5 protein-coding genes are annotated in these 6,029 nt (G+C 48.3%); 1 reads left to right on the top strand and 4 read right to left on the bottom strand.

Translation table 11 applies throughout. The annotated features are described in order from the left end of the window. Positions 1-454 (bottom strand): NAD(P)/FAD-dependent oxidoreductase (locus Q0X35_RS05785; protein ID WP_297566451.1); only part of this gene is annotated, 454 nt, incomplete at its 3' end. Positions 455-696: 242 nt separating this feature from the next. On the opposite strand from Q0X35_RS05785, the gene Q0X35_RS05780 reads away from it, so the two are divergent. Next, positions 697-2,892 carry a glycosyltransferase gene (locus Q0X35_RS05780; protein ID WP_297566449.1) on the top strand — a complete coding sequence of 732 codons (2,196 nt, stop codon included), beginning with the start codon at positions 697-699 and terminating at the stop codon, positions 2,890-2,892. On the opposite strand, the gene Q0X35_RS05775 is transcribed toward Q0X35_RS05780, so the two are convergent. The 3 genes from Q0X35_RS05775 to Q0X35_RS05765 all read right to left on the bottom strand — a co-directional run. Further along, positions 2,857-4,071, bottom strand: coding sequence for an ATP-grasp domain-containing protein (locus Q0X35_RS05775; RefSeq protein ID WP_297566447.1), 1,215 nt, complete (start codon positions 4,069-4,071; stop codon positions 2,857-2,859). The genes Q0X35_RS05780 and Q0X35_RS05775 overlap by 36 nt on opposite strands. 8 nt (positions 4,072-4,079) lie before the next feature. Beyond that, positions 4,080-5,081 (bottom strand): peptidoglycan bridge formation glycyltransferase FemA/FemB family protein, encoded by a 1,002-nt coding sequence (locus Q0X35_RS05770; RefSeq protein ID WP_297566446.1) that lies wholly within the window; start codon positions 5,079-5,081, stop codon positions 4,080-4,082. A 121-nt stretch (positions 5,082-5,202) separates the two neighbouring features. Further along, positions 5,203-6,029, bottom strand: an 827-nt coding sequence (locus Q0X35_RS05765) for a lipid II flippase MurJ (RefSeq protein WP_297566444.1), incomplete at its 5' end; no start/stop codon positions are given.

Raw genomic sequence — 6,029 nt, 5'->3', positions numbered from 1 at the left:
CGGAAGTCAGTTCAGCTAATTCAAAGGCTCCGAGTATGCGCGCGCGAATTTCTAAAGCGTCGTCAATAGTTTTCAGACCGGGGGCGAAGATAGAAAAATCTTCATTCCCGAAGTACGACTGAGTAGCTCCCGCCGCCACAATTAGAGTGTCATAGGGGGTGCGCATTTGCCGATTATGAGCCCGCCAGCAAACTTCGTGGTTTTCTACGTCGATATCTTCTACTAAGCCGCGCAACACCGCCACATTTTTCTGTGAAGCCAGTATCTCGCGCGTACTCGGAGCAATATCGCCCGGAGAAAGAATACCGGTAGCTACTTGATACAAGAGAGGTTGAAAAAGATGGTTGGAGGTGCGCGAAATGAGGGTAATATCCACCGCAGCTTTGCGAAGTTTTTTCGCGGCGAAAAGTCCACCGAAGCCTGATCCAATAATCACTACCCGTTTTTTAGCCACTTTTCCTCCTCGAAAACTGCTACTAACTCCTAATTCTAAAGCAAATAATCCATCCGTAAAGCAGAGAAGGTAGAATATAAAGAAAGAGCAGGGGGAGGGAAGCTGTGCAAAAAGAAATCACCGCCAATATACAGCTGGCACCTCCGGGGCGGCGGTTAAATTCCCCAGCAGCAGCGTATTTACCCCATCCACCTCATATACTTAATATATCGCTCTGATATAATATAGACGCTGGTGAACGCATGAAAATTGGAATAATTTGCTATCATACTAATCCTTTTGCTTCTCCCGGTTCCGGAGAAGTAGGAGGAATGAATATAACAGTAGCTGGGCAAACGCGCGAATTAGCAGCCGGCGGCGACGAAGTCGATATATATACACGCTCTAGTGCGCCAGATGAGAGAGGAAGTTTTGAAATAGCTCCGCGGCTCCGCCTGCATTTCCTTCCCGCTGGTGCTCCGCGCAGTTATCCGAAAGGGGAACTTCCCCAATTTATTTCTGAATTTTCTACCGCCTTAGCGCAGTTTTTAGAAAATGCAGATCCGTGGGATGTGCTGCACTCTCAGCATTGGATGAGTGGTATAGCGGCTCTGGAAGTTCTCGAATTACTAGCAAAAAATGGGGGAAAACGCTGGGAAAATATTGCCTATATTCCACACGTGGTTTCCTATCATTCCATTGCCGCTCCCAGCTTAGAATCAGCTCTAGAATTGGGGGAGCGCGCAGAAGCAGCGGCACGCCCAGCGGCAGAAAAATACCTTGCGCAACATGCTGATATAATCGCCGCCGTATCGCAGGCTGAAGCTGATACCGTGGTGCGGCGTTTAGAAGGGTTTCCAGAGCGTATCCGCATCGTGCATCCGGGCGTAGATACCGAAAAATTTACGCCATATCCGAAATCGGCACTGCCAGATAAACAGAATCAGGTAGATGAGTCTGCTCAGTCGGATAAAAAAGACTACTTTTTACTCGCCGCTCGCTTGCAGCCCCTAAAAGGGATTGAATTAGCTATCCGTACTTGGGCAGAAATTCCGCTTCCAAAGCGCCCACATCTTTATATTGCCGGAGGAGAAGCTTCGGATTCTCCCGGATATGCCGAAAAAATGCACGAACTCGTGCGTCGCTTAGATCTTAGCGAAGAAATAAAATTCCTTGGCGCCCGCCCCGCAGAAGAAATAGCGAGTTTTATGCGCGGCGCCCGCGGATTGCTGATTCCCTCCTACTCCGAAACTTATGGCTTAGTCGCGCTGGAAGCAGCGGCGAGCGGCGTGCCGGTAATAGCGGCAGACGTGGGAGGATTGCGGGAATCAGTGCGCAATGAAAAAACGGGACTACTTTTAGAATCGCGCAACCCAGCAGATTGGGCGGCGCAGATAAACTATCTAATTACCCATCCGCAGGTGGCGGCAGAGCTGGGCGCGCGCGGGCGTAAATATGCCTTGGCGCATTCCTGGAAAGAATCGGCGCATAGATTGCGTATCCTTTACGAAGAAGCGCGTGCTTTTATGGATCTGCGTTGTAATAGTCAAAATATGCAGAAACTTCATCCGGAAAAAGCCCCAGTGCCTGAGCTTACCCAATTAGCTGCGGAGAATGTGCTTTTCGTGCATGCTCATCCTGATGACGATACTATTTCGACCGGCGCCTTATTAAGTGCTCTAAGCAAAGAACGAAAGAAAAACAATACTGATTCTTTTCTGGGAGTTCTCACCGCTACACGCGGGGAAAAAGGAGAAATTCGCCCCGAAAGTGGCTACGAAGGGCTGAGCGAAGAAGAGCTGACGCAGGTGCGGGAAGAAGAGCTCCTCGCAGCTTTAGCAGAGCTCGGTGCGGGAGAAAAAATTTCTCACTATTTTCTCGGAATGCCTCCGGCCCGTGCAGCGGGGCTTCCTCCCCGCCGTTATCGTGATTCGGGGATGCGCTGGGTGAGTAAAGATCGAGCAGGCGCTAGTTTAGATAACGATCGCCAATCTTTTACCGCTGCCTCTTTGCTGGAAAGCGCTGCAGATATTGAAGCGCTAATAAAAGATCAGAATATTAAGTGGGTAATTTCCTATGACAATGCGGGCACCTATGGACATCCAGACCATATCCGGGCTCATGAGGCAGCGCGTATTGCTGCTTGCCGCGCTGGTGCCCACTTTTTAGAGATAGTGACTTCTCCGGCGCTTGCTCCGGCGGCAGATAGTGCCCCTAACTTAGGCCCTGCTGCAAATATTGACGAAGCTCCGAAGTCTGCCGCTGCTGCTAGCGCGGTGGAAGACCTGCAAGCGGCCGTAAATGAACGCTATTTTTTCCTCGAGAGCGAAGAAACTCGCCTCCGCGCTGCTCTCCGCTACTATCGCACCCAATTAGCTGTAGAAGAGGCAGGAATTCGCCACGTAGGTGGGCAAAGCGAAGAACTACATACCCGTATTTGCCTGCGCCGCCGCTGGTAAAATTTCCCCTAATTTTTTCCGATGCCCGGCGATGCGCGTTGTACGCAGGGGGTTAGAATCTACCTGGTAGTCGAGAGCATTTCCCGTATTGGCATAGCGATCTGGAGCTTGGAAATATGCTAAATCTTCTCCGCTGAGCATTTTCTCCACGGCGCTGCGGGTGGCGGTAATCCAATTAAAGGGTCGGCGTTCTATAGGGGTTACTTCGGCGCCCTGAAAATCGCGCACAGCCTGTTCAATAAAATTAACTCCATTGAGGTTCGCATAATAAAAACTGCGCCCGAGGCGAGTATTTAATTCCAGCATATATGGCTTATCAGTGTGGGCATCTACTTTGAAATCAAAGTTAAAGAATCCATAGTAGCCCAGACTTTCTAATGCCCGCTGGCAAAGGGGATATAAATCGCGGCGATAGCTATCGGTGAGAAGAAGATGGTTCCCCACCCACATGGGGCGTTGGTCGGTGAGAATGCTACGCGCCTGCACGAAAATGCATTCTCCATCTTGCCGGCGATAACCATTGACGGAATACTCCTGCCTATTAGAACCAGCAATATAGGTCTGTACAAGCATCTCACCCGAAAAACCACTAGAGTAGACGGCCGCTAGATAATCTTGAGCTTCTTGGGCATTTTCTGCCAAAAATCCCTTATGTTTTTGCGGAAAATCATAGGAATTAAAGAGTTCGTAATCGGCTGCTTTTATAAAAAGCTTCGCCTCCCAGAGCACATCTCGATAATTTTCGGCGTTCGCCACGCGCGTACGGGGAATCTCCACTCCGCATTCTTCCATCCGCCCATAGAAATAATTTTTATCCATCAAAGCAATGCCGAGCTCTTTTTCCGGATAGGGAAGTAAGGGAGTGAAATCTAAATTCTCTAAATTAGTGTAGAGAAGTTTGAGATATTCTTCAGTCGGCCCGAAAAGCATAAATTTTTCGGCTTTTTCTCGATACTTTTCGTACACCGAATTCAATAAATCGCTAAATATGCGCCCATCGCTGGAGAAATTCTCATCTGTGTAGATATCTGCGATTTTACTTTTATAAAAAGGCAATAGAATACCGGCTCCACACACCACTACTTTTTCCCCAAAAGCAGCGTGGAAACTGCGGGCAATTGTATAAGAATTCTCATCGGTGCCTAAAATAATTGGCAAAATTTTTTCCGTATTTTTCATATCCGCGCCTAAGCCTTTTTTCGCTGCGTAAATTGTTCATACTTCGCCACATCGAGCGGAATATCTAGATTCCCAATCCAATTCACTACTCCGTCGGCAGTGAATTTCCGCTTAAAAAGATAGAGGCCATCTGTTTCGTCGGTCGAAAAAATTCCACCCATATCGTAATAGCGGTAGCCATTTTCGAAAGCGAATTTAATTTCTTCAAAATTGATTTGATAGCTCTGGCCTAAATTATATTCATGGGTATCTGCTCCGTACATGGCAAAGGCTCTATTGCCGTGCATTACCAATAGGGAAGTGGCAATAGCTTCTCCTTCATACATCGAGAAACTCAAGCGCACATTATCAGAAAAAGCATCATAGAGGCGTTCAAAATAGTCGTACGGCCGGTAGGTAATACCGTGGTACTTATTCATGACTTCTAAAATGCGATAAAACTCCGGTAAATCAGCGCGGCTTCCTACGTGATTGCTGATGCCTAGACGATAAGAACGGCGTACCGTCTTACGGGTGCTCTTGGAGAGAGAATTGAGAATTTCTTCCGCATCTTGGTAGCCATGCTCGGTAAAATCTAGCACGAGGCTTTGTAGAGGCTGGGAGGTGGCGCCGTGATCTTTCTGAAAATAGTAGCCACGTTGGCTATATAGCTCCTCTAGCTCTGAATTTTCTCCTATTTCCGGATCTACCCGCAATAAGAAGCCGCCGTGCGCGCGGGCATAGGCGCTAGCTTCTTCCAGAAGTTCTGCTACTCGCTCTATATCTTCTAAGGCGCAGACGGGCCCGCGGGGAGCGTAGAAAAACCGGCCGTCAATCGTTTTATCGTAGATAGAGAGCACAGAGAGAGCCGCGGTGATTTTGCCGGCTTCTTCTAGATAAAAATAGTGTGGCTGCCAATTGTTTTTTACTTTTGCCCAGCCAAAAGTTTGCGTGAGCGCACTGTGGGGAGAATCAGCAATAAACTGGCGCAATTCTTGCGCTTTTTCCGTATCTTCCAAATTTAAAAGCACACCGTAAGTGTATCGAAGATAAAGAAGAAAGGAGGTCAGACACGCATCTGGCAGTGTTTATCCAGTTCAAAGCTGTAGTTTTAGAAATCAAGAATCAGGAATCAGGAATTAGGAACCGGAATTAGGAATCTGAATCAGAAATGCGCGCCGCTAAGCTCTTCAATCCTAGTTTGCCAGCCACCATAGCTAAAGCCTGTAAAATAGAGCGTAATTCGCGTACGCGGAAAAGTTTTAACAGCAGTAAGAAAACTGTGCCCATTATCGGCGTCACCACCAAAATCGTGCCGACTGCCGCCAGGAAGCTCCCGGTAACTTTCTCTGTCCCCACCGCATGAATAGCGAGAACTCCCGGGATGGTGATGAGTAAAGCAACCAGAGCGAGTTTTAGATGTGCCCATAAAATATCGCGACCGTAAATATGGCGGAGGAGCTTTCGCGAATAGAGAATCAGCAATATTCCGGTAGTGGCGGTGGAGAGGCTCATAACTACTCCCACACCGCTTACGGTATGAGTAGGAGGAAGGAAGGAGCATAACAGATATCCCACTATCATGATGACTTGCCCGGGTAATGCCATAAAGAAAGCCCCGCGCATATCGTTTAATGAATAGCAAACGCGGTTATAAACGATTGTGACGCCGGTGCCGAGCAAGCTAAAGCTCATCGGAATAATTACGTGGGCGAGAGAAGCAATTTCGCCAGTCGAGCCGGCCGGCACAAAGACGCGGGAAACGGGGAAAGCTAAAGTAATAATTAGGGAGAGTGCTAAGAAATTAAAAGCAGAGATGGTATTTACCGTATAGGCGGCTTGCTTGCGCATGATTTGGTAATTACGCTGCCGCGCTGCTTTGGCTAGGCGGGTAAACATTGCCGTCGCGATAGATACCGTAATTAGGGAAGTGGGCAGACCACAGATAGCATAAGATACCGAGCTGGCGGCATTCCCAG

The organism is uncultured Arcanobacterium sp., assembly GCF_947253055.1.
GTDB lineage: Bacteria > Actinomycetota > Actinomycetes > Actinomycetales > Actinomycetaceae > Arcanobacterium_A.
The sequence above is the reverse complement of the archived record's forward strand: the minus strand, read 5'-3'. Positions and strand labels throughout refer to the sequence as shown.